The organism is Serratia sp. BW106, assembly GCF_002607755.1.
In the GTDB taxonomy this organism is placed as follows: Bacteria; Pseudomonadota; Gammaproteobacteria; order Enterobacterales; family Enterobacteriaceae; genus Serratia; species Serratia proteamaculans.
Genome location: NZ_MCGS01000083.1, coordinates 1 through 1461, shown reverse-complemented (window position 1 = coordinate 1461; position 1461 = coordinate 1). Strand labels below are relative to the sequence as shown.

The following is a 1461-nucleotide window of genomic DNA, read 5'->3' as shown; positions in this document are numbered from 1 at the left end:
AGTAAGTTGGCAGCATCACCTTTTGCGTCTATAGTCATGATGTCAAATGAACGCGTTTCGACAGGAAATCATCATGAATAAATATCAGGCAGTTATTATTGGTTTTGGCAAGGCTGGAAAAACATTAGCCGTCACGCTGGCAAAAGCAGGTTGGCGTGTGGCTCTCATCGAACAATCAAATGCAATGTATGGCGGGACCTGTATTAATATCGGCTGTATCCCAACCAAAACATTGGTTCATGACGCACAGCAGCACACAGATTTTGTCCGTGCCATACAGCGTAAAAATGAAGTGGTTAATTTTTTACGTAATAAGAATTTTCATAATCTTGCGGATATGCCCAATATCGACGTGATCGACGGCCAGGCGGAGTTTATCAATAATCATAGCCTGCGTGTTCATCGGCCTGAGGGAAATCTGGAGATTCATGGCGAGAAAATTTTTATTAATACCGGTGCACAAGCCGTGGTTCCGCCAATTCCTGGAATTACCACCACGCCTGGTGTATATGACAGCACCGGATTACTTAATCTAAAAGAATTGCCTGGGCATTTAGGTATTTTGGGCGGCGGATATATTGGCGTTGAGTTCGCCTCTATGTTCGCTAATTTTGGCAGCAAAGTAACCATTTTAGAGGCAGCTTCGCTGTTTTTGCCTCGGGAAGATCGGGATATTGCTGATAATATCGCGACGATTTTACGCGATCAGGGCGTCGATATTATCCTCAATGCCCATGTGGAGCGAATCAGTCACCATGAAAATCAAGTGCAAGTGCATAGCGAGCACGCCCAACTGGCGGTGGATGCACTGTTAATAGCTTCCGGTCGTCAACCGGCTACCGCTTCGTTACATCCAGAAAATGCCGGTATCGCAGTAAACGAGCGCGGGGCAATTGTCGTTGACAAGCGATTACATACCACCGCAGACAATATTTGGGCGATGGGAGATGTTACCGGCGGGCTGCAATTTACTTACATATCACTGGATGATTACCGCATTGTACGTGATGAGTTACTGGGTGAAGGCAAACGTAGTACTGATGATCGGAAAAATGTGCCTTATTCCGTATTTATGACACCGCCCCTGTCCAGGGTTGGTATGACAGAAGAACAAGCCAGAGAGAGTGGTGCTGATATTCAGGTGGTGACATTGCCTGTAGCTGCAATTCCGCGCGCCAGAGTGATGAACGATACCCGTGGGGTATTAAAAGCGATTGTTGATAATAAAACCCAACGTATATTAGGGGCATCACTGCTGTGTGTTGACTCCCACGAGATGATCAATATAGTGAAAATGGTGATGGATGCCGGGCTGCCTTATAGCATATTACGCGATCAGATATTTACTCATCCGTCGATGAGCGAATCACTCAATGATCTATTTTCATTAGTCAAATAAACTCAAAATCAGACGCCAGAACAAATATTCTGGCGTCTCAGAGGTGATGCTGCCAACTTACT

General features: G+C 45.5%; 1 protein-coding gene. It reads left to right on the top strand.

Annotated features, from left to right (window positions below; translation table 11 throughout):
* The first annotated feature begins 73 nt into the window (after positions 1-73).
* Complete coding sequence (rclA, locus tag BEI65_RS26635; protein ID WP_004117991.1) at positions 74-1399, top strand: reactive chlorine resistance oxidoreductase RclA; 1326 nt, start codon at positions 74-76, stop codon at positions 1397-1399.
* Positions 1400-1461 lie beyond the last annotated feature (62 nt).

Excerpts from the sequence above, each read along its gene's own strand:
- rclA (WP_004117991.1), top strand. The coding sequence starts at position 74 with ATGAATAAATATCAGGCAGTTATTATTGGTTTTGGCAAGGCTGGAAAA.